At 37.8% G+C, this 25,091-nt stretch carries 33 protein-coding genes and 1 pseudogene; 17 read left to right on the forward strand and 17 right to left on the reverse strand.

Annotated features, from left to right (window positions below; translation table 11 throughout):
- Nucleotides 1-58: 58 nt before the first annotated feature.
- From HE1_RS09100 to HE1_RS09790, 7 genes and pseudogenes are all read right to left on the reverse strand, one after another.
- The gene (locus HE1_RS09100) at nt 59-286 is read right to left on the reverse strand and encodes a hypothetical protein (RefSeq protein ID WP_162531287.1); all 228 of its coding nucleotides are present in this window, start codon (nt 284-286) and stop codon (nt 59-61) included.
- 285 nt (nt 287-571) lie between these two features.
- Nucleotides 572-979: a cell envelope integrity protein TolA gene (gene tolA / locus HE1_RS05310; RefSeq protein ID WP_505662171.1), complete on the reverse strand. Its 408-nt coding sequence runs from the start codon at nt 977-979 to the stop codon at nt 572-574.
- A complete protein-coding gene (locus HE1_RS05315; protein WP_035545506.1) occupies nt 964-1,383 on the reverse strand; it encodes a hypothetical protein in 420 nt (139 codons plus the stop codon). The genes tolA and HE1_RS05315 overlap by 16 nt, the downstream gene beginning before the upstream one ends.
- Before the next feature lie 2 nt (nt 1,384-1,385).
- Nucleotides 1,386-1,838 (reverse strand): biopolymer transporter ExbD, encoded by a 453-nt coding sequence (locus HE1_RS05320; RefSeq protein WP_006303456.1) that lies wholly within the window; start codon nt 1,836-1,838, stop codon nt 1,386-1,388.
- A 15-nt stretch (nt 1,839-1,853) separates the two neighbouring features.
- The gene (locus tag HE1_RS05325) at nt 1,854-2,513 is read right to left on the reverse strand and encodes a MotA/TolQ/ExbB proton channel family protein (RefSeq protein WP_023492489.1); all 660 of its coding nucleotides are present in this window, start codon (nt 2,511-2,513) and stop codon (nt 1,854-1,856) included.
- Nucleotides 2,514-2,950: 437 nt separating this feature from the next.
- Nucleotides 2,951-3,706: pseudogene (locus HE1_RS10480) on the reverse strand (ABC transporter ATP-binding protein); the annotation flags it as partial.
- Nucleotides 3,707-4,307: 601 nt separating this feature from the next.
- Nucleotides 4,308-4,622, reverse strand: coding sequence for a 6TM ABC transporter family protein (locus HE1_RS09790; protein ID WP_242837216.1), 315 nt, complete (start codon nt 4,620-4,622; stop codon nt 4,308-4,310).
- A gap of 353 nt (nt 4,623-4,975) precedes the next feature.
- Between HE1_RS09790 and HE1_RS09795 the strand changes: the two genes are divergently transcribed.
- On the forward strand, nt 4,976-5,116 hold the full coding sequence (locus tag HE1_RS09795; RefSeq protein WP_242837217.1) for a hypothetical protein: 141 nt from the start codon (nt 4,976-4,978) through the stop codon (nt 5,114-5,116).
- A 281-nt stretch (nt 5,117-5,397) separates the two neighbouring features.
- Here HE1_RS09795 and HE1_RS07580 read toward each other — a convergent pair whose 3' ends face one another.
- Together HE1_RS07580 and HE1_RS05340 are read right to left on the reverse strand one after the other, a co-directional pair.
- On the reverse strand, nt 5,398-5,544 hold the full coding sequence (locus HE1_RS07580) for a winged helix-turn-helix domain-containing protein (protein ID WP_084491143.1): 147 nt from the start codon (nt 5,542-5,544) through the stop codon (nt 5,398-5,400).
- A gap of 397 nt (nt 5,545-5,941) precedes the next feature.
- A complete protein-coding gene (locus HE1_RS05340) occupies nt 5,942-7,291 on the reverse strand; it encodes an MFS transporter (RefSeq protein WP_024161439.1) in 1,350 nt (449 codons plus the stop codon).
- Between the two features lie 197 nt (nt 7,292-7,488).
- Here HE1_RS05340 and HE1_RS05345 point away from each other — a divergent pair, with 197 nt between their 5' ends.
- From HE1_RS05345 to HE1_RS05360, 5 genes are all read left to right on the forward strand, one after another.
- Nucleotides 7,489-7,707 (forward strand): hypothetical protein, encoded by a 219-nt coding sequence (locus tag HE1_RS05345; RefSeq protein ID WP_162480412.1) that lies wholly within the window; start codon nt 7,489-7,491, stop codon nt 7,705-7,707.
- Between the two features lie 530 nt (nt 7,708-8,237).
- Entirely contained in the window at nt 8,238-8,483 is a 246-nt protein-coding gene (locus tag HE1_RS10485; RefSeq protein WP_373279906.1) for a transposase, read from the forward strand.
- 350 nt (nt 8,484-8,833) lie between these two features.
- Nucleotides 8,834-9,037 (forward strand): 30S ribosomal protein S21, encoded by a 204-nt coding sequence (gene rpsU, locus HE1_RS05350; protein WP_006288777.1) that lies wholly within the window; start codon nt 8,834-8,836, stop codon nt 9,035-9,037.
- 11 nt (nt 9,038-9,048) lie between these two features.
- Nucleotides 9,049-9,534, forward strand: coding sequence for a GNAT family N-acetyltransferase (locus HE1_RS05355; protein ID WP_084491151.1), 486 nt, complete (start codon nt 9,049-9,051; stop codon nt 9,532-9,534).
- On the forward strand, nt 9,531-10,073 hold the full coding sequence (locus HE1_RS05360; RefSeq protein WP_035545512.1) for a histidine phosphatase family protein: 543 nt from the start codon (nt 9,531-9,533) through the stop codon (nt 10,071-10,073). The genes HE1_RS05355 and HE1_RS05360 overlap by 4 nt, the downstream gene beginning before the upstream one ends.
- 94 nt (nt 10,074-10,167) lie before the next feature.
- Here the strand turns inward: HE1_RS05360 and HE1_RS05365 are convergent, their stop codons facing one another.
- On the reverse strand, nt 10,168-10,572 hold the full coding sequence (locus HE1_RS05365; RefSeq protein WP_006299425.1) for a MarR family winged helix-turn-helix transcriptional regulator: 405 nt from the start codon (nt 10,570-10,572) through the stop codon (nt 10,168-10,170).
- A gap of 88 nt (nt 10,573-10,660) precedes the next feature.
- Here HE1_RS05365 and HE1_RS05370 point away from each other — a divergent pair, with 88 nt between their 5' ends.
- Entirely contained in the window at nt 10,661-11,044 is a 384-nt protein-coding gene (locus HE1_RS05370) for a nuclear transport factor 2 family protein (protein ID WP_006299424.1), read from the forward strand.
- Between the two features lie 42 nt (nt 11,045-11,086).
- On the opposite strand, the gene HE1_RS09800 is transcribed toward HE1_RS05370, so the two are convergent.
- The 5 genes from HE1_RS09800 to blaOXA form a co-directional block, all read right to left on the reverse strand.
- Nucleotides 11,087-12,067 (reverse strand): MarR family winged helix-turn-helix transcriptional regulator, encoded by a 981-nt coding sequence (locus HE1_RS09800; protein WP_242837219.1) that lies wholly within the window; start codon nt 12,065-12,067, stop codon nt 11,087-11,089.
- A gap of 196 nt (nt 12,068-12,263) precedes the next feature.
- Entirely contained in the window at nt 12,264-12,632 is a 369-nt protein-coding gene (locus HE1_RS05390; RefSeq protein WP_024161518.1) for an AAA family ATPase, read from the reverse strand.
- 52 nt (nt 12,633-12,684) lie between these two features.
- A complete protein-coding gene (locus HE1_RS10050) occupies nt 12,685-12,810 on the reverse strand; it encodes an AAA family ATPase (protein WP_200863632.1) in 126 nt (41 codons plus the stop codon).
- A 1-nt stretch (nt 12,811) separates the two neighbouring features.
- Nucleotides 12,812-13,150 carry a tRNA-binding protein gene (locus HE1_RS05395; RefSeq protein ID WP_006299421.1) on the reverse strand — a complete coding sequence of 113 codons (339 nt, stop codon included), beginning with the start codon at nt 13,148-13,150 and terminating at the stop codon, nt 12,812-12,814.
- The gene (gene blaOXA / locus HE1_RS05400) at nt 13,147-13,947 is read right to left on the reverse strand and encodes a class D beta-lactamase (protein WP_035545520.1); all 801 of its coding nucleotides are present in this window, start codon (nt 13,945-13,947) and stop codon (nt 13,147-13,149) included. The genes HE1_RS05395 and blaOXA overlap by 4 nt, the downstream gene beginning before the upstream one ends.
- 91 nt (nt 13,948-14,038) lie before the next feature.
- Here blaOXA and HE1_RS09110 point away from each other — a divergent pair, with 91 nt between their 5' ends.
- The 9 genes from HE1_RS09110 (at nt 14,039) to ileS (ending at nt 19,864) form a co-directional block, all read left to right on the forward strand.
- Nucleotides 14,039-14,209, forward strand: coding sequence for a hypothetical protein (locus HE1_RS09110; protein ID WP_162531290.1), 171 nt, complete (start codon nt 14,039-14,041; stop codon nt 14,207-14,209).
- Nucleotides 14,169-14,369 (forward strand): hypothetical protein, encoded by a 201-nt coding sequence (locus HE1_RS05405; RefSeq protein ID WP_035545521.1) that lies wholly within the window; start codon nt 14,169-14,171, stop codon nt 14,367-14,369. Before HE1_RS09110 ends, HE1_RS05405 begins: the two co-directional genes overlap by 41 nt.
- A 3-nt stretch (nt 14,370-14,372) precedes the next feature.
- The gene (locus tag HE1_RS09115) at nt 14,373-14,531 is read left to right on the forward strand and encodes a hypothetical protein (RefSeq protein ID WP_162531291.1); all 159 of its coding nucleotides are present in this window, start codon (nt 14,373-14,375) and stop codon (nt 14,529-14,531) included.
- Nucleotides 14,532-14,584: 53 nt separating this feature from the next.
- Nucleotides 14,585-14,791 carry a hypothetical protein gene (locus tag HE1_RS05410; RefSeq protein WP_206537254.1) on the forward strand — a complete coding sequence of 69 codons (207 nt, stop codon included), beginning with the start codon at nt 14,585-14,587 and terminating at the stop codon, nt 14,789-14,791.
- Nucleotides 14,773-14,949 (forward strand): hypothetical protein, encoded by a 177-nt coding sequence (locus tag HE1_RS09120; RefSeq protein ID WP_162531292.1) that lies wholly within the window; start codon nt 14,773-14,775, stop codon nt 14,947-14,949. The genes HE1_RS05410 and HE1_RS09120 overlap by 19 nt, the downstream gene beginning before the upstream one ends.
- Before the next feature lie 128 nt (nt 14,950-15,077).
- On the forward strand, nt 15,078-15,677 hold the full coding sequence (locus HE1_RS05415; RefSeq protein ID WP_035545526.1) for a hypothetical protein: 600 nt from the start codon (nt 15,078-15,080) through the stop codon (nt 15,675-15,677).
- Nucleotides 15,678-15,896: 219 nt separating this feature from the next.
- Nucleotides 15,897-16,031 (forward strand): transposase, encoded by a 135-nt coding sequence (locus HE1_RS10490; RefSeq protein WP_373279907.1) that lies wholly within the window; start codon nt 15,897-15,899, stop codon nt 16,029-16,031.
- Nucleotides 16,032-16,077: 46 nt separating this feature from the next.
- Complete coding sequence (locus tag HE1_RS09125) at nt 16,078-16,236, forward strand: hypothetical protein (RefSeq protein WP_162531293.1); 159 nt, start codon at nt 16,078-16,080, stop codon at nt 16,234-16,236.
- Nucleotides 16,237-16,876: 640 nt separating this feature from the next.
- Entirely contained in the window at nt 16,877-19,864 is a 2,988-nt protein-coding gene (ileS, locus tag HE1_RS05420) for an isoleucine--tRNA ligase (protein WP_162531294.1), read from the forward strand.
- Nucleotides 19,865-19,907: 43 nt separating this feature from the next.
- Here ileS and HE1_RS05425 read toward each other — a convergent pair whose 3' ends face one another.
- Nucleotides 19,908-20,309, reverse strand: a complete 402-nt coding sequence (locus HE1_RS05425) for a response regulator (protein ID WP_035545528.1) — start codon at nt 20,307-20,309, stop codon at nt 19,908-19,910.
- A 203-nt stretch (nt 20,310-20,512) separates the two neighbouring features.
- Between HE1_RS05425 and fusA the strand changes: the two genes are divergently transcribed.
- Entirely contained in the window at nt 20,513-22,720 is a 2,208-nt protein-coding gene (gene fusA / locus HE1_RS05430; protein ID WP_035545530.1) for an elongation factor G, read from the forward strand.
- A 109-nt stretch (nt 22,721-22,829) separates the two neighbouring features.
- On the opposite strand, the gene HE1_RS05435 is transcribed toward fusA, so the two are convergent.
- Nucleotides 22,830-23,309, reverse strand: a complete 480-nt coding sequence (locus HE1_RS05435) for a hypothetical protein (protein ID WP_006288632.1) — start codon at nt 23,307-23,309, stop codon at nt 22,830-22,832.
- Between the last annotated feature and the right edge of the window lie 1,782 nt (nt 23,310-25,091).

Raw genomic sequence — 25,091 nt, forward strand, 5'->3', positions numbered from 1 at the left:
CGTTTTTTGATCAGCGGAAAGATGCTTATCCAAAGGCGCCGTTCTGCCTGATCTTTGATCAAGGCCCCCACAAGCAAAGACACCCAAAAAGCAGCAAAAGAAAGAGGGATTGAGGTGCATTATTTTCCCTCCCTAGCCCCCAACCAGAGAAGAATGAACATGTGCGCAACAATCGATTTTTCGTCTCTGCCAAAGAGTTTTGCCAGAGTGTGCTGCAAATTTTTTCGACCAAACCTGAAACAACATCGCCATGGATCTTGTCGACCGCGTCAATGACAACTTTCAACGCATTAGTCCAACACTTTCACTTTGATTTGGTATAGTTATATAGAGATGCAGAAGGAAGAAGACATGGGGCAAGTGCAGATTTTTCTCGACTTTGCTCTACAATGATACCACGTGGCTTTCACTGTGGAGCGCTCATTTAAAGATCGACTCTTAGTCCAAGAGAATTAAAAAAAATTACTGCTGAAAGTCTATACTTTTATCTTTTTTATCTAATATATCATTATTAAAAAAAGATTCATAGCTAATTGTATGTGCATTTAATAATTTTGAGGGGAGAAATACCTCATTGAGGAGAAAAATGAATACGTAATTTTTTCCATTTATGGTACTGATCAAGAGGCAACGGAAGAGGATTACAGCTGGGATCAAAAGCTGCAGCAACCGCACTTTCTGCAGCAATGGCATAGGCTGGATGGTTCGTTGTCCCCCCAACGATAGTGGCTCTTGCTACTGTAGCATCAGGATTAAGCTCTAGCTCTACTAACACCACCAATTTTTCCCCATTTCCTGATAACGCTGGAAGACGCCAAGCGTTTTGTAACAACGTTTGAACACGATCTAATATACTCACCGCAATATCCTGACCAACTTGCGATGCCCCATAAGAAGACTGAGAATCAGGATCAACTTCCGGAGTTTCAGCAGAAGCTCCATCAGGACGTTCCGTGATATCTTTTAGTATACTGTGAATGTCTTCTTCGCCCCCCCCGCTTTTTGAACTTTTTTCCGAACTCTTTTTTTTTGCTTCTTAGAAGACGAGGAAGACTTTTTTTTCTTCTTTATTTCAGATTCTTTATTCTTTTCTTCTAGATGATCCAACACCTCATCAAAAGAAGGAGGATTTTCCGCCTGATCTGGAGAAGCTTCAATATCTTTTGCAATAGACTTGCTTTTTTTTTGTTCTCTAACTTTCTCTGATTTTGGTTTTGACTTTGGAGCTCTGGAAACTGAAGCAAAATTTTGAATATCCAAAGGAATATTGCAAGGCGCTGTTTGCTCTGGAAGTTCAATCTTAGAAAATCGATTGCCAAAAAAGATCCCTATTCCGATCAATCCATGAAATCCTAGAGATATTATCCAATTTAATGCTCTCATTTTTATCCATTATTTTTTGATGTACTTTTCTTTTTTGAAACTGGACGCTCCTGTGCTTCAGTAACCAGCATTAACTTTGTAAAACCAGATTGAGAAAGACATATCATTAGCTGAACTAACTGCTCATAGACTAACGCTTTATCCGCTTCAATATAAATGGTTTCTTGATGATCGGGGTCAAGCACACTCAACCGTTCTAACAGAACATCAGAAGTCATTTTTTGCTCTTGAAACAACAGATCTCCATCTTTATTTATCGAAACTGTTAAAGGAGCAGACTGCGTAGACTGAGAAACTCCCTGACCAGCTTTTGGTAAATTAACACACACATTACTATGCATTAACGGGGTAGTCACAATAAAGATCACCAATAATACCAGCATGACATCGACAAGGGGGGTTACATTGATTTCTGAATGAGACTTGATATGTCTTCGATACTTTCTTAATTTCATAAAAACGATTTTCCTTTAGTGATCAAGGTGAGCAACGTGAACAATACGACAAAACCCTTCCAGTTTAGTCATATAACTTTGAATGCCAAGACTCAGCCGATTGTATGCAACAGCAGCCGGAATGGCCGCCACTAGCCCAATGGCTGTTGCAAACAAAGCTTCTGCCATCCCGGGAGCAACTGCAGCAATACTGGTGGAACCTGAACTTGCAATCCCCTTAAAGCTGTTGATAATGCCCCAAACAGTTCCAAACAATCCAACAAAAGGAGAAATGGACCCAATTGTGTCAAGCGTTCCCATGCTTTTCATCAAATAATCTCTTTGATTTTCTAAGTAAGCTTCCAAAATGTTCTCTACTTTTTGACGCCACACAGAAGACGTTCCTCGACGAGACTCTTTTACAAACAAACTAACAACATAAGCAAAAGGCATACTCCAAGAACAGGGACGCACGTGCTCCCAATAATTTGATGATTCTTTTTCAAACGACTCTTGAGTATCTGATGCTTCCTGATATAGCTTACGCAATTGAAGAGATTTTCCAACAATAATACTCCACGAAACGACAGACGCTCCCAAAAGTCCCAACATCACACCCTTTATGATCCAATCTGCCTGCCAAAACAACCCCCAAAGTGATATACCATGAGATACTTGTACTACTACTTCTTCCACAGCCGGATTTTTCCTCTTTTAGCGTTACGCCACAATAACTTTTTCTATTATCCCAGAAATTTTTTCACAAAACAACTCCTTGCATGTGCGTTTTTTATTCATTATTTTCCTTTCTCATACCTAAAATTTATGGGGCTCATTTTATTAGGACTGTTGCAAAAACTTATTAATGCAATAAAATTTAAAATTTTTGAGACTTTTAACCAAAGATAGCATTATGAATTTTCAAAGTTTTAGTGTCGCAAAAATACGTAGTGTTACCTCTAGCATTTCAAATGATCGTGTTTTTGCAACGGAGGCGACGAAATCTTGTAAACCAATAACGGCGTCGAGCGTTATTTTGCTCAAGGGAAAACGTTTTATCTTTTCCCTGAAAGAGGTGGGGGCTTGGAATAATTTTTCAGTCTTCAATTCCTATTTTGTTTTGAAAATTTTATTTAGGGATTATTCTTTGAGCTTTCATCACTTAAGCTTCCAACCTGAGCGCACCATAGATTTTTATAAAGTCCTGTTTTTTTAAGAAGTTCACTGTGCGTTCCATCTTCTACGACCTTTCCTTTATCAAAAACTAAAATGCGATCCATATGCAAAAGTGTTGACAAGCGGTGGGCAATAACAATCGTTGTCTTGTTTTTCATCAATGTCCATAAAGATTCTTGAATCAGACTTTCTGTGACAGAATCAAGTTGGCTAGTTGCTTCATCAAGAATAAGAATAGGAGCGTTTTTTAAAATAGCACGAGCAATGGCAATACGTTGACATTGTCCACCAGAAAGCTTAATGCCACGCTCTCCTGCTAACGAATCATAGACTTGCGGTAACTTTTTTATAAATTCATGCGCATGAGCTTTTTTCGCTGCTTCAATGACCTCTTTATCTGTAGCTTCAATTCGACCATAACGAATATTTTCCATTACGCTGCGATGAAATAGCATAGGATTTTGAGGAATCATAGAAATATTTTTTCTTAAGCTGTCTTGAGTAACATCCCTAATATCTTGATCATCGATCAAAATAGCACCATGAGTAACATCGTAAAGCCTTAATATTAAATTTACAAAAGTAGATTTTCCCCCTCCTGAATAACCAACTAACCCTACTTTTTGTCCGGACTTAATGGTAAGAGATTTATTTTGAAAAAGCATTTCCGTCCCCTTATACTGAAAAGCCACTCGATAAAAAGTGATTTCTCCGCTATGACATTTTAAGGCTGTGGCCTTTGGCTGGTCTAAATGTGTTGGCTCGCCTTCTTCTAACAACGCCAGCGCTTGGTCTACTTCTCCCCAGTTGGCTATGAAGTTTCTTAATGTATAAGAAAGCTGGAAAATTGTATTGATAATATTGAAATTAATCATAATAACCAATGCAAAATCTCCCGGACTTACGATACCGTTTTGATAACCAAAAATCAGCGCGCTTACGAACAACAACGCATACCCAGACGTAAGAAGGCTTAATCCCCCATACAACCAAGTGTGGTAGGTCCCTCCTTTTTCGGCTACGTTTATAAAAAAATTCTTTAATTTAAAAAAACGATCTTGCTCAAAAGATTGTGTTGCAAAAAGTTTAACGCTCATAATATTAGTAAAATAGTCTGAAATCAAGCCCATTATTTTAGATTTTTCTTCGGCACACTCTTTATTAAGAGCTATACTTTTTTTCATAGAAATAGAAATAATTGCAAAAAATAACGCAACCCAAATCCCCATACTCAATACAAAAATAAATGCAACCTTTGCAAGCAAACAAATAGAAATAATAATTAATAGAAAAAAATAAAAAACGAATTTATTGTTATAAAATCAAATGTGGCAAATACTGAAAAGCATCATTAATTTTTGATGTTAAAGCTCCAGAAAGCTGATTTTGAAAAAAACTGTATGGATATTCATATAATTTTTTCATAAAAACTTCCGCTACGTTTAATCGAAAATTGATTGTGTAGCGAGTCACACAATAATCGCTTATGTTCCACATGCTTATCAACATAAATTGCAACACTGCATAAAGAATAAACACGTTCCATAAGCTTCCTTTTTGATGGTGAGAAACTATATTAATAAACTGTTTGACCAAAAAAGGTTTAAGCGTAGTATCTATTGCAATCAAACATTTTGCTAAAAAAATACAAAAAATATACTTTTTATAGGGACCTATGTTTACAATGATGAACCTAATTACCCGCATAAACAATTACAAGTTTTCCGTGCTTTCTATAATACGAAGCTCTACCTTAAGTATCTTCAATGAAAACAAACCATTGATGCATTGTGGTGTAACGTATAGGGGAGCATATCAAAAATTTTCTTTAGGTATTTTCTTGTACAGAGCAGGAAAAATGTATTTTCTCCAAACATGAGATTTACTTACACAAGTATTCAACGAAAATTAAAAAAATGCAATTCACGCGGAGATTTTCCTGTGAATAGACCAAATCAAACTGAAAGTGTTGGACTAATGCGTTGAAAGTTATCATTGACGCGCTCGACAAGATCCATAGCGATGTTGTTTCAGGTTTAGTCGAAAAAATGCAGCATACTCTTTCAAAACTCTTTGGCAGAGACGAAAAATCGATTATTGCGCACATGTTCATTCTTCGATAGGGGCAGGTTGAGGGCTATAGGGAGAGCAAATAATGCACCTCAATCCTCCTTTTTTTTCTGCTTTTTGGGTGTCTTTGCTTGTAGGGTCCTTGATCCAAGATCCGGTGAATGTTAGGCGCTTTTGGATAAGCGTCTTTCAGCGGATCAAAAAACGTTTTCAAGGTTTTTAAGAACACCACCCGTCAAATCCAAGGCTCCCATCAGGTTCATGCGTGTAGGCAGTCATGGGGGGGGCATGCCATCACCAAACAGGATGGATTCATTCTTCGGCGGTGTTGTCATCACCGTCTCGTAAAATAATGAATAAAGGCTTTCTGCTTGGCTGGATCTGCCTTTGCAGGCCGTGCCGCTGGCTTTTTAAATGAAAAATTATGTGCGTGCAGCCACAACGTCTTGCCTTGAATCGCAGCCATAGGGTTCAAGAACATGAGCCGCAGATATCACTTATAACTTATATTTTCATATACGTTGTGGCTTTCCAAATGTTCGATAAGTTCTGCTGTTTGTGAAATATTCAGCTTGCTTACAGAGCCCCCGCTTGACACCATTAACTTTTGATCTTCCTTATACTCCTCGACTGATCGTCAATCAAAAGAGCCTTAGCAATTTGACGATAGCTTTACCCTGATAACAAAACTGTATCTTTTACGCGTCGGTTCTTTTCTTTCCGATGCTGCGTTATTAACGCAATAGGATCTTCTTCTTTCAGAAATCTTTGCATAAGAAAAATTATTAACACATAAAATTAAACTTTTAAGCAATTTATTTAGCATGAGTATATTAAGGCCCGTCCTCAATTGAAATAAGGTAAAGAACGATAAAACATTATTCGTCTTGCTCAGTTTTAGGATAATCACTTTTTAAGAAAATAAATCCAAGAAAAGCTAGCAATGTCATACCAGAAAGAAATAATAAAGCATAAACATAAGGAGTTGTACCGTACATTGGAGTTCCGGCCGCACTTTTTGTTTGATCCCAAAAGTAATCCATAACTCTTCCAAACCCTTCTTGCATTACGTATGAAAGTCCCATAATAATGGTATTGGTTAAGGCACTTGCGGTTCCAGAAAATTTAGAAGGAAGAGCTTGATTGGCAAGAGTAAACACTAATACTTGCGCTCCCATTGCTGTTCCAATTCCTGCACACAGAAAGATTACTACAAAAAAAGGAACGATCCCAGAACATAAGGCAATCATTCCAAGCCCTGCAGAAATAATAGGAGTTGCCCAAACAATTGCACGCCAGTAGCTTTTCCATCGTTGACACAAGGGAAGGACTAGCACACTTCCCAAAGAAAAAAATACGTACATAGCCATACTAGCATTAGATGCAACAGAAGACGTCACCCCATAAGCGGTTTGAAGAAAAGGAACTCCCCATGCCTCTGCGAAAACAACCAGCGGTGCATAAAGGAAAGCACCAATCAAGCCTGCACCCCATACCTGAGCGCTCTTAATAACCGGTAAAAAGAAACTAACCCATTGTGACGCTTGAGTAAGAAAAACACTAAATAATGATTTTTTCTGAGACTCAACGAAACCTACATCATTATTTTCACGCTCTTCTTCTAGCAGACCTTCATGAACATTTTGTTTTGGTCTATCTCGCACACACCCAAATATAATCGCTGCCAAAAGCAATCCAAATCCAGAAAGTGCGCATAACGCCATCCGCCATCCCCAAATATTTACTAATTTCGAAAGAGGATAAGAAGCGCAAAGCCCTCCAAGACACCCAATAGCGTTAGTTAACCCCGCCATTAAAGGAAAATTTTTTATATCAAACCACTCTACGATAAGTCTTAATGTACTGATAAAGGCACACGCTGACCCAATGCCAATACACACTCTCCCAAAAATTGCTACAGGATAATAGTAAGCCGTTCCTAATAAAAGCGCGCCAAATCCGCAAAACGCACAAGAAATACTAACCAAATAACGAACTCCAATCTTATCTAATAATATTCCGCAAGGGATTTGTAAACCTGAATACGCATATCCATAGACTGCTGATAATATTCCTAATTGCGTGGCTTGAATATGAAAAGTTTCCATAAAATCATTAGCCAGAACACCAGAAGACGCCCTTAATACCATTTCATAAAAATAATACATTGCAACAAGAAGCCACATCAACGTACCTTTTATCGTTTTTAAAGAGCGCACAAAGTTCATTACAAAAAACATCTATATATCACACTAAGAATGATAGAAGAAGTTGTATTAAAAGTCTATCTAAAAGCAGACAAGCCAAACGGCTTAATGTATACTCTCTTAGTTCAAATAAAAAATTAAGTCTTTTGGCATAAAATAAAGGAAATCAATTTGCTAACGGTTTAGAGATGTCATTTTTTAAGATGAATGAATGGAGGATGATTATGAGCGTAAGACGACTATTTTTTGTTTTTTGGCTGGGAGCTTCTTTGACTCAAACAGCAGAAGGCATGGTCAATCCTTTTAGTTTTCAGGTGGATGGTGTGGATTTTGGTCAAGCAACCACTCCAGATGAAAAGGCAGATTGGGCCAAGCTTGTAGATAAAGGAATGGATAAAATGGAAGCAGCACGCTATATTTTGGATAGGAAAAATTAAGAAAAAATAAAATTTATCTACAAATAATACGTCTTAAATCTCTTATACTATATGTAATTGAATAAAAAAAGAAATTTAAGACTTTTTATTATAACATATTTTTATCGAGAACCTGTATTCATGAATAAAAAAGTGTGATAAAAAAGGCTTGAAGGTGCAGAAGATGAATTAACCAAGCGATTTAAAAGAGAGGGATGTGATAAAGCATCATTTTGATAGCGGAAATTACGGCAATAAAAGCAAATACAACAAAAAAGAGGGGGGGTAATGCAGTATTTTATATAATCAAGAGCAGTTATCAATGGCGCATGCGACCAAAAGATTTTTCACCATATTCGACGGTACATGTTTTATAGACGATGTAGGATTAAGGGGGTATGGGAAAAAGTAATGAATAAACTTGTTAAGACAGGCCGAATTAAGTATGAAAGGAGTAAGAATCCCAGCTATAGCATCATTCACAAAGTGTTAAAACAAGTGTTAAACCCACAGGAGCCTCAGAAAAAATAGGTATAGATGGGGGAAAAAAGATACGTAAACGGCATAGTGGTGTTGATACGCAAGGCAATCTGATCCATATCACGGTTCATAAGGCCAATGACACAGGTGCTGGGTGCAGAGTTTTTAAGGAAATGTTGCAAAAATATCCTACATTAAAGGAAGTGTGTGCAGATGCTGGATATGGAAAACCCATGGAGGAATTTGTGAGAACTATATCGAATAAATACTATGGCAATCTCAGAGCACATATCTCAAGAATGGGCCATGCTTGCTAAAGCGTTGGATTATCGAAAGAACATTTAGCATTGCTAAATTATTTGCGAAGGGTATCTAAAGATTATGAAATTGCCATAGCGACTGCTGGAAACATGATCATGATAGCCCATTCCATGATCCTATTAAGAAGAATAGCTGAATCATGAATACAGGTTATAAGAAAAAATGAGCCTAAGCCCAACATGTAAGAAGAACATTACTTTGCTTAATTGATCACTTATTCCAATTCCATCTCTCGCAATCTTTTTATACTAATTTAGCTATATAGTTCGATAAAATCAAAAGGTGATTGATCAAGTCCAAAGAGTGTGATAAAATCTATGACGATGGTATAAAAGCATAAAGTAAAGTGGCAGTTATTGTTAAAGACGGAAACGTAGAAAAAGCGTTAATAGAAGTAAAGCGGAGACTTCAGTTGGAGGGGCTCGTAAAAGAAATTCGGAAAAGGGAGGCGTATATTCAGCCTTCAAAAAAGCGTAAAGAGCAGAAAAAAGCTGGGCGTCGCAGGTTAATGCGTGCTTTATCCCGTCGCATGGCAAAAGATGGTTTTTAACTTGATATAAAGTGACTTTTTCAGAAAGCCTACGTCTATTATATGAAAAAGATTTTGGGATGATAAGGCGCGCGACAATTGATGATACCCCTAGACTTTTGCCTCTTTTATCAGAGCTAGGTTACCCGGCTACTTTGGAGGATTTGAATAGAAGGTTTTTAAAATTCTCGAGTAATTCTGGTTTTGGCGTTGCCGTATGCGAAATGAATGAAGAAATTACAGGATTTGTTGCTTGGACAAAAACGGATCATTTGATCTCAGATGCAACTCGCTTTTTTATTGTTGGGATCGTTGTATCAGCAAACCACAGAAATATGGGTATAGGAAAAAAACTCATGAAATTTGTTGAAGATATTGCAAAACAACATTCACCAGCCATTATTGACCTAACCTCTGGTCTGAGACGTGCTCAGGACGGCACTCATGAATTTTATAAACGCATCGGATATGAAAATGAAGGTCATATGGCGAAACTTTATTTACGGAAAGAATTATGACAGGACTTCCTCTCAAGCCATTTTATTTCCTTAGGCACGGTGAAACGGATTGGAACCTTGAGCATAGAGCCATGGGCAGCCAAGATATCCCTCTCAATGATCGAGGCGTTTCTCAAGGTTTAAATGCAGCAGAATTGCTAAAAAATGAACCTATAGCGACGATTGTTAGCTCGCCTTTGCTAAGAGCTCGCAAGACGGCAGGTATCATTGCCCAGCACATAAAAGCTCCTATCATCGAAATCACTGAATTACAAGAGGCATGCTGGGGCGAAAAAGAAGGCCAGCTCAAAGGCAACGGTTTATGGATCAATGGTTGGCGGAACGGAGAAGATATCAAAGGAGCGGAAGGCTACGCTGACTTTTCATCAAGAATTAAGCGAGGACTAGAAAAGGCATTACAACACAAAGGCCCTGTTTTGATTGTATCTCATGGAGGAGTTTATTGGGTTGTGCAAGAAATCCTAGGTTTCCCAATTATTAATCTCGGTAACGCTGAGCCTATTTTTCATAGGCCTCCTGAGCATCTAAGTCATCCATGAGTCGTTTATCCTGTATCTGAAGAGAGAAATTTGTATGATTATGAATGATCCAAATATTCAATCAAGGATTGATTTAGAGGGTAAATATCTCTAGCTACTGCAAATTATTAAAACACTCAAGGAGTAGTTTTTCGAGCAGAACCTTATGTTCTCCACTTACGGTAGATAGCATGCGTGATTCAACAGCACGTATCATATCATGCGCTTGAGTCACAACTTTGTGCCCTTGATCCGTCAATTCTGTACATAAAATTCTACCATGAGAAGCATCGCTTTTACGCTCTACAAGCCCTCGCTTTTCTAAATTAGAGACAATGCCGTGCATGGTTTGAGCAGTTATAAAAGCTGACCTTGCAAGTGCCGCATTAGACGCCCCTGGCTTTAATTCTAATTGAGCCAGTACTGCATATTGTGGAGTGGTGAGATCAAGAGTCCTTAAAGCTTCGTCCATATGCAGGCGCAAAGCATGCTGGGTCTTTTTCAGTTTATATCCAAGCAAACTTTTAACACCTACCTCTTTATCTCTTGATATATCAGTGTCCTTACAATATATTATCAGTATGCTTATACTATAATAGGAGTTTGATATGAATACAACTGATAATTTGAACCTTGCTGAAAGCTATTACAATGCCATGCTTGCCAAGGATTTTGATAAGATGGCGAGCTACCTCCATGACAATGTGCATTTCATCGGGCCACTTGCAGAAATGCATGGCAAAGATGCAGTTGTTACAGCGGCGAAAAACTTTGGTGGCATATTGCAGGATATCCAAATCAGGTCACGTTTTGCGGACGGCGATCAGATTATGTTCGCCTACGATATGGTCGTTCCAGCCCCGATTGGTAAGTTCAGAGCGGCAGTGCTGATGGAATTCACGGATCGACTCATCTCTAAAATCGAGTTGTTTTATGACGCAAGCCCCTTTCAAGAAAAGAAAAGTGAGATTTTTGAAGACGATAGTAAGTGATCAAGTCAAAACCCCAAAGAATAAGACTTCCCGCTTAGAGTTTTAATTTTGAAACGCAGGATATAAATCAAGTGGTTTGGCGTCATCCCATTTTTCATAAGCTTTTGCTAGCGTTTGCTCAGCTGACTTGCGTGAATGATGAAGTAGATTATAGGCTTTTGATACCTGGATAAATGCTTGCAATCTTGAGATAAAGCGTGGCCTAGCCAAGTTTGCTTCTTGCTTCCATAATGAATCAACAGGTACAGGACCAGATGGCCAGCACTCATCTTTATCCATGATGCGCAGGGCAAATGGCATAGAGCTGAGTAGCCAAAACCCACAAGCTGCTGCATAGCTTTCATTGTATTTGGCGTCATCAAGGCTAGCCTTAATTTTGCTTGCAATTGTTTGCCTATACAATCCTTCTAACTCTAATATCACTTCTTCGGGCAAAGCTTTGGCACACCAACAGGTTGGGAAGTTCATCCTAAAATAAGTTGCATCTAGTAAGCTACTTCCAGGCCTTACCCACTCAAAATCAATCAGCTGAAGCTTGTCCTTATCTTCGTGGTCAAATACGTTGTCAGGACAAATATTGCCATGGGTGAGCACATAGAAATCTCCGGGGCTTAAGCTCATTTCGATCACATCTATGGCTTCTTGTTTCACTGCATTTGTAAAAGCACGTATCATATCATGGGCTTGGATAACAACTTTGTGATCTTGATCCGTCAATTCTGTGCACAAAATCTTACCATGGGAAACATCATTTTTACGCTGAATTAAACCCCGTTTTTCTAAATTAGAGACAATACCGTGCATGGTTTTGGCGGTGATAAATGCTGACCTTTCAAGTGTCGCATTAGACGTTCCTGGCTTTAGCTCTAATTGCGCAAGCACTGCATATTGCGGAGTGGTGAGATTAATAGTTCTTAAAGCTTCATCCATATGAAGGCGCAGGGCATGTTGGGTCTTTTTCAGTTTGTACCCAAGCAAACTTTTAACACCTACCTCTTTATCTCTTGATATATCAGTGTCCAAATTATCAGCATGCTTATACTATAATAGGAGTTTGAATGAACACAACTAATAATTTGGGCCTTGCTGAGAGCTATTATACTGCCATGCTTGCCAAGGACTTTGATAAGATGGCTGGCTACCTGCATGAAAATGTGCATTTCATCGGACTGTTTAGTCCAAATCTTATACGGGCCTGTTGGTGACAAAAAACTTTCTTTCATTTCACTCTCTCTAAAATAAAATCACATCTCTCTTGCACCGTCAGCCCTTTGGGTGCCACAATGATATCAAAGCCAAATTCTTTATACACATCGAGGTGGATCTGCTCAAAAATTAAAGCATCATCATAGCTTATTTTTCTGGCGTCGGTATGTTCGATAACCCCTAGATTTTCAAAAAAGAATATATGGTTCTGGTAAACGCCGTTTTTTAGGCAACGATCAATTTCATCAAGCAACACAGGCGAAGGCTTAAATTCTGTATTTTTCCAATTGGCCAAATATTTACCAAGGGCGCAGGTGCAAAGTGGCGCGCGGTCATAAAACTTCAGATCTCCAGCAGTATTCATCTGCCGCTCTTTTTGCATAAGTGTAATTTTATCGACAAACTCAGGCTCTTCCCATGGCGCATCGCAGCCATTAGCTTGCTCTGCTAATTACATCCGTTGCAGCTTCATGAATGACTGCATGCCCTAATTTTTCTAGCTCTTTTAGACAAGAGGTTTTTCCACTTCCTGGAGTGCCGGTAAAGATGAAGCGTCTCATGTTAATGCATTTTTTGTCCATTAGGAACCTTTTGATCAGCTGTTATCAAACATATAGCGCCGCTTTCATCTGCAAATCCCACAAGCAAAAACTGAGAGGTAAATCCTGCTATATTTTTCTCTCCCAAATTAACGCATCCCACAATTTGGCGCCCAATAAGAGTCTGTGGCGTATAATGCACAGTCACCTGAGCTGACGTCTGCAATATGCCAATCTCAGGTCCAAAATCTGCCCACACTTTGAATGCCGGATTTTTTGCCCTTGGAAATTCTTCTACTTTGACAAGCGTACCAGAGCGTAAATTCACTCGCTCAAACTCTTCGTATGTTATTGTTGTCATTTGTTACCTTCGATTCGATCTATAATTTTTGTCATTTTTTCTTTTGCGTCTAGCTTGGCACGCTGACTGGCCCCAATCTCTTCTTTTTTATCGTCTTCTATGTGGTTTGAAAAAATAATTCTTCTATCGCCTTTTTCAATCCAACCAATGAACCAGCCATGATATAAATCAGGATTTTTTACACCAAAGGCATTTAACAGACTGCCCTTTCCTGTTTTGCCATAAAACTTCCAGCCGTTTTTTAACTCTTCTACAAATAGGATATTTTTTGTCATTGTTACTGCGTGCAGCTTAACAGGCAATTTTCCCGCTAGCATCTTCTGTAAAAAGGCGACTTGCTCTGCGCTTGAAATCTGCAGAGAACTCGATAACCAAGCATTTGTAAGGCCGTTGTTTTGTCCTTTGTCTCCTGAAAGGTCCTTATTTCCGTAATCAAATTTTGTGACATACTTCTTGAAATTTTCCATGCCAAGTTGTTTTGTTAAAACTTGGCTATACCAAACACAGGATTCTTTCATCCAGCTTTTGGGAGTTTGATCTTGCTTCCAAACCTCTCGCCAATCAACATAACCTTCTTTAAAAGGCCATACAGGATGCATTTCATCTATAAGAATACCAGAATCAAATCCTATGAGGCTTAAAGTGATTTTAAAAGTAGACATAGGTGCATAGCGCTTTTCCGGGTCACCCTCACTTTGTAAAACTTTTCCATTTTCTTTTGCAATAAAACAGCCGTCAGCAAACGCAATACCCGCTGATAACATAATAGAACATAACAACAAAATAACTTTTTTCATGATTTACCCCATACTCCCCCTCACTTTTTTGAAGGGGCTTTAAAAGATCCGAAAGAGAGGCTATTTTATTAAAAATAAACAACAATGTTTAATGCAAATTAACCTCTCATCCCGCGCAGAGACTTTTAAAACCTTCGTACTTAGTATGATCGATCAGCAAAATGTTCAGCATCCTGCGCTGATCCACAAGATGAACGCTCCAGCTTCAATAAAATCCCAGCTTGAACGCGTCAGGCGTTTTTTTAAAAGGACAAGGAATTGATTCTGGACTCTTCTCAAAAGCCTTGATATCAAGCATTTGGGAGCAAGTTCCTAAAATGCATTTAATGCTCGATGGCACCAATTGGAAGTTTGGAACGCAGAATATCAATTGCCTCGTACTAGCTGTTAAAGTTGGAAAGATTACGTTTCCTTTGTTTTAGAGCATGCTTGATCACCAGGAAAATTCGCACACCCTAGCACGCATCAGTTTATTAAGCCAATTTAAGGAAATCTTTGGGGTCGATAAAATTCTCTCCTTTTCAGCTGATCGCGAATTTGTGGGCAAAGATTGGATCACTTATTTGTTTGACTTATTTGTTTGACTTATTTGTGTGACCACAAGATCCCTTTTTTTATCCGTATAAAAGATAATCAATTGGCCAACTTCGGCACTTCTAAAAAGTCTTTGAAGGATTTTTTTACTCACCTAAATACGGACGAAAGCCGCCATCTGTATAACATGCTGGATGATCCTAGGGGGTTTATCGTAGGTAAAAAGATTAAAGATGCGTACCTTGTCATTTCATTTGCTCAAGATAAAGACCGGGTACTAAACAAACAAAGATGGGAAATACCCCTATGAAAGATTTGGGAAGACTTTCCAAACTTATGACCATTGTCGCTGTTGCTATTTTATACGCTTCTATAACGGGCCTTACACAAGAAATTGCTTACAAAAAAACAGTCAGAGTGCCTTTGGTATTCATACTTCACAAGGGGACTCAGGTGGATCAAAGATAAACTCTTATTCTTTGATTTCAGCGATCTTTTAAACTACCTGAAAAAAAGTGAGGGGGGAGTATGGTCTTTATTAAATTTTTACATTTTTTTGATAGAATAAAAGAGTACGAACTAACTTGTAAATAAAAATGTTAAATAAATTACTTATGATTGCCTTATGTGCAAATACAGTAGTCTATGCTGGCCAAGAAATCCATACCTTCCAACCATCAAGAATATATTCTAATCTAGCAACGCCTTTTATTGATGTTTTTAAAAATTTTAGTGAAGAATTAATGAAACAAAATGAAACAAAAACTAGGGAACTCTACGCTGAGAGTTTTTTTAAAATAGTGAGATCTCTTTACGTTCAAAACATAGGGCGGGCGCTAAGTCTATTATTTTTCTTTGATTTCGATAAATCTGATGAAGAAAAAAGTGGTACATACAAGGATGACTACGCTAGACAAAAAGATTACTACAAGCAATTCTTAATACAAAAAGATAAAATTAAGAACTATCCTCATAGTGCACCAGAACTTCAGGAACTTCAGGGATACCAAAAAACACTAAAGGAATTTTTTTTAAAAACAAGCAACGATCTTCTTGATGTGTATAAAGAAGAGAGGAGTGCAGCTATCCCCAAGATGAGAGTCCTATTTGATTTTACTCAAGCTCTATATCGCCCAATAGAAGACGCAGAAGAATATATTAAAAAATTATTAAAGAAAAAAAGGAACGGGCAATAAGTTTTTTGGTTTTCTAAGAAAATAACAAATTAACTTTTTATATTAGATGTTAAGAGCTTTCCAGATTCTTTATGACATTGTTATCGATGAAAGTAGCTTTGCTCAGCAAAGAACTCATGGATATTTCCTAAAGAGGGGGCTTATTGTGAGTTTATTTCAACCTTCTCTTAACACAGCTTTTTTGATGCTTGGGTAATTCAAGGACTTCTTCTAAAACTACTGCCTAGAAGTGTACTCGTTATGGATAACGGGACTTTTCATAAGGGGGAAAAGATGAAAGAAGATCTGGGAAAGGATGGGCACGAACTTTTTTATTTACCGCCATATTGTTTTCCAGATCTTAACTCCCATTAAACATAAATGCGCTCAAACAAGGGATTATCGAAGAAAAAATCAATGAATGCTATTTGTAATCATTTATATTTTCTTTACTATAAAAGTTCCAAAAAATATTTTTAAATTTTTCCAAAGCGAAGGAATTTCTTCTGTTACTTCAAGGCTAATTGTTGAAAAAGAGAAGGGGGGGAGTGCTTGCGTGATTTCATTAAACTCTTTGTGACTTAAATTAATTTTTTCAAAAAATAAAGGATCGTCAGTTTTTCTTTTTCCTAATACTTCTAGAGTTTTGATGAAATTTTCTTTGTTTTTTTAGAAAATTTAGAAAATTTTTCAAATTATCTATCTTCCTTTGATAAATTAAAAAACTTTTGTTTCATAACCTTTACATTATAGCTTTTGAATAAAGGTTTTAAAATTTCTCTTAAATCGTATTCTAAAAATTGTTCAAAGTTTTTGTCTTCTAAGCTTTCGTTTCTCTGTAGTTGTCTTTTTTTTAAATTTTAATTCTCTTATTCCCCCCAAAATCTGAAGTCTCTAGTTCTATTAGTTCAAGATTTTGCGAATCTATTTATTCTTGTCTGTTTGCTTGCCTGGGTTCTTCTTGTTCTGGAGGGGGGCATGGATTGCAAAGGAGCTTGCTGATAGAAACAATAATTAATAACATATTAAAAATAAAAAAATCATTTTTTTAATTACAAATAAAATTGCAATATTTATTGTATTGAATAAAAACACAAATTATTGAAAAATTTTATTCGTCTGATATTCATTGATTTAAAAAAAGTGAGAAAAATCAAGCAGAATCTTGATTGGTATGGATTGTTTTTTTAGTAAAAATCCGGATACAATGAAGAAATTTTGTGGTGTTTTTTATCACGATGAGTACTTCTTATTCAGTTTCACTTCCTAAAACTCATTTTCCCATGAAAGGAGATCTCGGATTGCGGGAGCCTTTTATTCTGGAATGGTGGCAAAACATAGGTCTTTATGCGCGCATTCGAGATTTAAGAAAGGGGCGTCCCTTGAAGGTTCTTGCAGACGGCCCTCCTTATGCTAATGGGCCTATTCATTTGGGGCATGCACTAAATAAAATCCTAAAAGACACTGTGAATCGGTTAAATGTTATGCACGGATTTGACATAGACTTTGTTCCAGGGTGGGATTGTCATGGTCTTCCTATCGAAGCTCAAATGGAAAAAGAGTATCTTAAAAAAGGAATTTCTAAGCGAGAAGTTTCTTTGCAAACGCTTCGAGCAGATTGCCAAGCTTTTGCTGAGCGGTGGATACAAGAGCAGTCGCTAGCGATGCAAAGACTTGGAGTTATTGGACAATTTGACGCTCCCTATAACACCATGAAGGCGCATTTTGAAGCTTGCGTTGTTCAGGCGCTTTTTGAGCTTCTTCAAAAAGAGTTTATTTATCAAGGAACTCGTCCTGTTTTGTGGTCATGTACAGAACAAACTGCGTTGGCGGAAGCAGAAGTAGAGTACAAGGATGTGACCTCTCTTGCGCTGTATGTTAGGTTTCCTATTCAAAAGAACACTCTGGGGTGCGAGCTTTTGCACTCGTGTTCTGCAGCAGAAAATTCTAGCTTTTCTGTTTTGATTTGGACAACAACACCGTGGTCTTTGCCAGGAAATCGGGCAATTTGTTACCATCCAGAACTTTCTTATGAAGCGCTTCAGATAGAAGATGAAGATTCCTTAATGTGGAAAAAAGGAGAATGGGTTATTGTAGCCCAAGATCGTGTTCCTTTTATACAAAAGACCTTAGGGATTAAAAATTACAGTAATGTATTTGCATTAACAGAAGAAAATCTTCGGCGTATTCGGTGTTTTCATCCTTTGCGCGCGTTAGGCTATACGTTTGATGTTCCTTTATTACCTGCATCTCATGTTACGTGTGATATTGGAACTGGGTTGGTCCATACCGCCCCTGCTCATGGTCCGGAAGATTTTGCTGTGGGGCTTAAGTATCAGTTAGAAGTTCCTGAAACTATTCTTCCCGATGGAACATTTTCTTGCTGTGTTCCCGCCTTTGCCGGCATAAATATGTGGAAGTCAGAAGAAGTTATTAAAGATGCTTTAGAAAAAGAAGGTACGCTGGCTTTTTCTCATCCTTACCTACACAGTTATCCTCATTCTTGGCGTTCTAAGACGCCTTTATGCTATAGGGCTACTCCCCAATGGTTTATTCGTCTAGATAAGAAAGGGCATGAAGAGTCTTTACGAAATAAGGCTCTGCGTTCTATCGAAGAAGGACAAGTTTCTTGGCATCCAAAGTCTTCAGCCCATCGTCTGGCAAATATGGTGCGTAATCGGCCTGATTGGTGTATTTCAAGACAACGTGCTTGGGGGATTCCCTTAATGTTCTTTGTAAATAAGAAAACTGGAGCATGTTTAAACGATCCCCTTGTATTTAAAAAATTGTATGAAAGGGTTTTAAAAGAAGGGGTAAATTTCTGGTTTACGGACGCTCCTTTCCATATGTTTCCTGATATTTCTGCTCAAGATTGGATAAAAGTAGAAGATATCATGGATGTTTGGCTAGAATCGGGCTTGACTTATAGAGCCGTCCTTAAAGAGTGCAGTACAGAACTTCAGCCGTTATGGCCTGCTTGGGCATATTTTGAAGGATCTGATCAACATCGAGGGTGGTTTCAGTCTTCATTGTTGACAGGTATTGCGTTAGAAGAGCGCCCCCCGTTTCGAAGTGTTTTGACTCATGGGTTTTTGTTAGACAGCTCAGGGGAAAAGCAATCCAAATCTAAGGGCAACGGTATCGACCCTGTTGAGTTTGTAAAAGAGCATGGGGCAGATTTATTACGTTTGTGGGTTGCTCACGAAGATTATGAAAAAGATATTCGTGTGGGAGATGAAGTTTTCGCACGAGTTAAGGACATGTATAAGAAATACAGAAATACTTTAAGGTTTATGTTGGGGGTTCTTCAAGGAATTGGTGTGGAAAACATTTTGCCAATACATCAGCTTGATTTTCTTAGTCGCAGGGTTTTGTACACTTTGTTTCGTGCGCATCAAGAGCTTTTAGAGACGTTATCTTTGGAAAAAGTAGCTCAGGCAGATTTTCAAGGGAGATGTTTAAACATTCAGTATTTTTTGAAAAGTGTTATGCAGGTTTGTACCGATCTTTCAGTTTTTTATCTGGACGTTAAGAAAGATGTGTTGTATTGTGATGCTCTTGATAGTTTTTCTCGAAATCAAGTGCGAACAACTTTACTGTATTGCTTTATCTTTTTGTGTAAGCATTTGGCACCTATTCTTCCCTTTACAACAGAAGAAGCGTGGACTATTTTTGGAAAAGAGGTTTTTGGACTTGGATCTTTTATTTCTACTCGTGAGTGGAAAAAGGATCTTCAGTCTAATACCGGAACCTTGTTGAATTGGCTTAAAGAAGAAGAGGTACTACAAGAGTGTGCATATTGGTCAGTTCATCTTCAAGATATATTTTCCCCTCCTGCTTGTTTTGCAGATTGGGATGGTGCAGGCTGTGTTGAGCATATTTTAAGCATTCGAGGTCAAGTGACTGAGGCGCTGGAGTCTTATCGGAAAAATAAAGAAATCAAGGGAAGTCTTGACGCAGGTGTTCAGATCTACTTAACACAAAAAGATGAGGGAATTGCAGGAAAGTATAAAGAGTGTTATGAAAAAATTTTACTAGAATTGTGCTTAACTTCCGATCTTAAAATTTTTTGGGATCAAGATAGTCCTGCGATAAAAATAGATGTTTTGAGTTGGCATAAATGTCCAAGATGTTGGAAAAAGTACAAAGATGTTCAAGAGGGACATTTGTGTACGCGGTGTAAAGAGGTTGTGGAAAGTTGTGGATGATTAGTTGGCAAGAGGGAAGTTAGAAAAAATCAAAAAATACGATTTATGTTACCATAAGTTCACACACTGCTTGTAATAGTGTGCTCATGGAGAAAGGTTTTACCAGAAATAATCCCTTTGCTCCTAATCCTTGTTGGTGAGAAAAATAGAAATGAGACAAGTTTTCTTCAACAATGTGTAAATCTTTTTGATCTGAGGAAATAAGAATAAAACGTGTGTTAGGCCAAATTTCTGCCACAAATCGTAAAAGGCTTATTCCGGTTTCTCCTGGCATATGGCGGTCTGTGATTAAAATATGTGCTCCGTGGTGCTGGTGTAGCAGTTTTCTTGCGCTTAGCCCGTTGTTTGCGGTATAAATAGTCCAATGTAGAGGAAGGTGTTGACTGAGGTAGTGATACATTACGCCTAATAACCCAAGATCGTCATCAACGACAAGGCACTTCATTATTTAACAAGTGTACTTTTTTATAATGTAACAAAAAACAAAAATAAAAATTAAAAAAATTTACTGCTTAAGTTGATTTTTTATCTAGAAAAAAAATTTATAAGCGATTAATTTCCTTTGTGTGCTTTTTTTTTCAACGAAATCAAGGTAAAATAAAAATACAAAGCTAAGCATTAATATCTATTAGGAGATTTTTTCGCATTATGTCTGAAACTCACCCTTTAAATCTGTATCGTAATATTGGAATTATCGCTCACATTGATGCGGGAAAAACCACAACTACTGAGCGTATTTTGTATTATACCGGCCGAAGTCATAAAATTGGTGAGGTTCACGAAGGACTTGCCACTATGGATTGGATGGAACAAGAACAAGAACGAGGCATTACAATCACCTCTGCAGCGACGACGTGTTTTTGGAATGGGCATCGGATCAATCTTATCGACACCCCTGGTCACGTAGACTTTACTATAGAAGTAGAGCGTTCTTTACGGGTTCTAGACGGCGCAGTTGCAGTATTTGATAGTGTTGCAGGGATTGAGCCTCAATCAGAAACAGTTTGGCGTCAGGCCAATAAGTATAAAGTTCCTAGAATCTGCTTTGTAAATAAAATGGATCGTTTAGGGGCAGATTTCTTTCGTTGCGTTCATATGATTCAAGAACGTCTAGGAAGTAAGCCTATAGTAGTTCAATTGCCCATAGGAAAAGAAGGCGCGTTTATGGGGATTATTGATCTGGTGGCGTTGAAAGCGATTTACTGGCATATAGAAAGTCTTGGTGAAACATTTAGTATTTGCGATATTTCTCATTGGCTTTCTAGCGATGCTTTAGAGCGTACCGATGAATTTTTAAAAGAAATTCAAGATCAAATAGTTAAAGATGGTGGAAATTTCGATGCTTTGAGGCTCCACATTAAGAATACATTAACGCTTGAGCTTATTCGTTCTGTTCAAACGTACAGAGGGGCTTTGTTAGAGGCCGTTGTAGAGCAAGATGATGGAATACTGGAAAAATTTTTGGAAGGCAAAGCCTTGACAGAACAAGACATCAAGCGTTGCTTAAGAAAAGGGAGTCTTGCTTTTTCGTTTGTTCCGGTATTGTGTGGATCTGCTTTTAAAAACAAGGGTGTTCAAACGTTATTAGATGCAATCCTTGATTATTTGCCATCTCCTCTTGATATTCCAGATGTAGAGGGGGTTATTCCAGACACCGAGACTGTTGTATATAGAAAGCCGGACTTTGGTGCTCCTCTTTCCGGGTTGGCGTTTAAGATAGCAACAGATCCTTTTGTGGGGTCTTTGACGTATTTTCGTGTTTATTCAGGAAAACTAGAAACAGGAATGACGTTGCTAAACACGATTAAAGGTAAAAAAGAACGCATCGGTCGTATGCTTTTGATGCATGCAAATTCTCGAGAAGACATAAAGGAAGCTAGAGCGGGGGATATTGTTGCTTTAGCAGGGTTAAAAGAAACCACAACGGGGGATACGTTGTGTGCTATTAATGATCCGATTATTTTGGAACGTATGGAGTTTCCTGATTCGGTTATTTCTGTAGCGGTAGAGCCAAAAACCAAAAGCGATCAAGAAAAAATGGGATTAGCGTTGTCTAAGTTGGCTTCTGAAGATCCTTCTTTACGTTTTTCTTCTGATCAAGAAACGGGGCAGACGTTAATTGCGGGAATGGGAGAGCTCCACTTAGAAATTATCGTTGACCGTATGAAGCGAGAGTTTAAGGTAGACGCCACTGTGGGAGCTCCGCAAGTAGCTTACAGAGAAACTATCTCTAAAACTTACGAAATTGATTATACACACAAAAAGCAAACAGGAGGTGCTGGACAGTTTGCTCGGGTTAAAATTATTTTTTCGCCTCTAGAGCCTGGTGCTGGCTTTGTGTTTGAGAACAAAATTATCGGGGGAGCGATTCCAAAAGAGTACATCCCTTCGGTAGAAAAGGGGATCAATAACGCGCGCCAAACAGGGGTGTCGTTTGGTTTTCCCACAGTGGATTTCAAAGCAACTTTGATAGACGGTTCTTATCACGACGTTGATTCAAACACCTTAACTTTTGAAATCGCAGGAAGAGCTGCTTTTAGAGAGGCAGCAGCAAAAGCAGGACCAAAAGTTTTAGAGCCCGTAATGAAAGTGGATGTCGTTACACCAGAAACCTACATGGGAGACGTTATGGGAGACTTAAATTCTCGCAGGGGGCAAGTACAAGGTATGGAAGATCAGGGGAACGCAAAAACAATCAGCGCTCAAGTTCCGTTGTCTGAGCTTTTTGGGTACGTGAATACTTTACGTTCTATGAGTCAGGGGCGTGCTACGTACTCTATGGAATTTTCTCATTACGCTTTGGTTCCAGAAGCTATGTGTGTAAAAATTAAGAAAAAAGAGTGGAAAGGGGGGTAACACTTAGAACATCCTTTTTTATAAGCAAGCTCTTCTAAAAAAAGAAGGGCTTTTTTAAAGAGAGATGTATGCAGCCTACGGGGTCAAGTGAACCTCAGTAGGGTGTTTTTTATTCTAGTTCCATCTGGTCTGGGTTTCTTGGGGCTTGATCGTGTTCTGATTCTTCTGAATTTTCTGGGGATTTTTGTTCTTTTTTTTGTCGTGACGATTCTCCTGAGTCTTTTGACTGATCTTCTTGTGACATTTTTGATCGCTTTTCTTCTTCCATTTCATCTTGTCTACGCTGTACGGGTTGACTTTTTCTATTTGGTCTAGGTGGTTTGTTTTCTGGCTCTTCCTCCATTTTTTCTCTTTTCATTAATTCTTCAAAATCTGAAAAATTATTTTTTGTTTCCGGAGAGTTATTAAAATTATTTTTTGTTTCCGGAGAGTTATTAAAACTGAAGGAGTGGCTTCTTTGTCGCGGAGCAGGAGGTGAGTTGGGGGAGTTGTTTGGGGCTTGGTCTAGAGTTTTTTTTTGATCAGTCTTTATTTTTTGTTGTGCATGTTTAGGAGCTGGCCATGCAGAGTTAAAAGAAATTACTAGCATGCTAAATATAATTATATTCATTTTTTTGATACAAATTTTCATATTAATTTTAGCTATCAAAGGAAAAACTCCTTGGCAATTTATTCTAAATCAGTGGACAATTCATCTTGAATATTTTATACCTAATCCTAACCATTTTTTACTGGGACTAAACATTTGAATCCAATAGAGAAATTCTGGGCTAATATGAAGAGGGGGATTGAATGCAATATACTAAAATTCAACGCTCTATTCGACGCTATTTCGTGCTTCTTCAAAATATCCAATTCAACCTAAATTACTATATAGATAAAACGTCATAAAAAGAATGTGACAATGGAGCTAGATAGAGTATAATTATGTAATGACAAAATTAGACAAGTAATGACAAAATTAGACAAAGAGAAATTATACAGAAAAATTTCCAGATAGGTGTAGCTATGAAAGAGGTAAGAGGGTAAGGGGTTAGGAGTCAGCGCTTCTGGTAAAGATATGCAAAACAACGTTTAGGAGTGACGTATAAAAAACTCTCAATTCTCCGATCCAGAGAAAAAATCTATGTTTTGCCAAAAAATTGAAAAATTGAAAAATGAAGATAAGTAGATAGGTTATAAGCAGATAGGTTATAGTGATGAAGGTGGTTTTGCTCATGATATACCAAGAACGCATTGGTACTCTGATAAAGGTAAGCGGTGTTATAGGCTCTCATGACTGGGGGGAAACAAATCCCATAGGCGCTTTAATTGGCAAATACAAATACAATTGCAATTGGTTTGAATCTGGCTTACAAAGGGGGTTACATCTTGGGGGCAGCAGAGTTTTATTACCTAATCTACCTACAAAAAGTGTGAGTGTTATGGACAATACTTCTTTCCACAAAGGTATAGAAATACGGAAAATTATTGAGAGCTCTTGTCATACATTACTGTACTGACCTTCTTATTCACCTGATTTGAATCCTATTGAGAAAAAGTGGGCTCAAGCTAAGCATATACGACGAACTAAAAATTATTAGATTGATCAAATCTTCAACTCTTATCTGTGACTCTTTTATATGATCTTAGCTATATTATAATCATCGACGTAAACTTAAATCGTTAAAATATCTCCCTTTGATATTATTCTTAAAGAGTTTGAGCAAAATTCGTCAAACTTTAATCATAATCCAAACCATATAGTGTTGGGACTAAACAGACTAATGTCACATAAAAAAGTCATGTACTACGAGAATAAATTACGCCAGAATGTTTATCAAAAATTCCGTAAAAAAGTTCTACAGCTGAAATCAGCTGGTGAGAGTTTTATCAATTTCCCTGATCTTCCCCTAATTCAAAATTGTTTGTACACAAGTAAAGTAAAGTAAAGTTTAGGCCTAGATGGCTTATTCAAAACAGGAACACTATTTTCAAAAAAGTAACAGGGCAAATACCATTATATATCTTGGAAAACAAAACACTTGCACCATATACTCCCCCTCACTTTTTTGAAGGGGCTTTAAAAGATCCGAAAGAGAGGCTATTTTATTAAAAATAAACAAAAATGTTTAATGCAAATGAACCTTCGTACTTATCGATCAGCGAAAGGTTCAGCATCCTGCGCTGATCCACAAGAAGAACTCTCCACCTTCAATAAAATCCAAGCTTGAACGCATCAGGAGTTTTTTTAAAAAGACAAGTAATTGATTCTGGACTCTTCTCAAAAGCCTTGATATCAAGCATTTGGGAGCCAGTTCCTAAAATGCATTTAATGCTCGATGGCACCAATTGGAAGTTTGGAACGCAGAATATCAATTGCCTCGTACTA

This window comes from Holospora elegans E1 (genome assembly GCF_000648275.1).
GTDB lineage: Bacteria > Pseudomonadota > Alphaproteobacteria > Holosporales > Holosporaceae > Holospora > Holospora undulata_A.